Raw genomic sequence first — 691 nt, 5'->3', positions numbered from 1 at the left:
GTCAGAGAGGCAAAGCCAGAGTCTGTCCATACGGAAACGAGTGCTCTCATAAAGCCATCCATGTTTGTATCCTCCTAATTATTGAGTTATTGAATTATTTTTTCTTATTCTTGGTCGGATCCACAACGTGGATGAGCTGAATAACGAATGCCAGGAAAATCAGTACGGCAAATACAATAACCATGTTGGTAATACAAATTGAAAGTGGGCCCGGAGTTTCCATCTATAAATCCACCTTTCTACGATACGGCATCAAAGATGCCTGCGGCAAAGCCGCTTGAAAATAAGTGAAGTCCGGACCCGGGAAGCCCCGGATCCTTTCTTCGTGTCAGATACGCTGACCCTTCACGATCATTCCGGATTAATGGAATGGCCAGAAAATCGGGATAATGATGACGCACGCGATCCAGGAGATCAGGCACATCGGAACGCCGACTTTGACATAATCGTTGAAGGAGAATCCGCCAGGTCCGAGGACCAGAGTGTTTGGCGGAGTAGCCATTGGTGTTGCGAATGCCATGGAAGCTGCAATACCAAGAGCCATCAGAACCGGTTTCGGATCGCAGCCGATAGACTGAGCGATGGAAATACCGATTGGTGCAAGCAGTGCTGCGGATGCAGTGTTGGACATGAACTGTGTCAGAACGTTGGAGATCAGGAACAGTACAGCGGTCAGGACGTACGGGTTCGG

2 protein-coding genes are annotated in these 691 nt (G+C 48.6%); both read right to left on the bottom strand.

The genetic code is table 11. The features are described from left to right. Nucleotides 1–94: 94 nt before the first annotated feature. A complete protein-coding gene (locus M3200_RS01110) occupies nt 95–223 on the bottom strand; it encodes an OadG family protein (RefSeq protein ID WP_022381697.1) in 129 nt (42 codons plus the stop codon). A gap of 138 nt (nt 224–361) precedes the next feature. Further along, a partial coding sequence (locus tag M3200_RS01105; protein WP_288178067.1) for an SLC13 family permease occupies nt 362–691 on the bottom strand: 330 nt, incomplete at its 5' end.

This window comes from Dialister sp. CAG:357, assembly GCF_000435155.1.
Taxonomy (GTDB): domain Bacteria; phylum Bacillota; class Negativicutes; order Veillonellales; family Dialisteraceae; genus Dialister; species Dialister hominis.
This window is presented reverse-complemented; position numbering and strand designations above follow the sequence as displayed.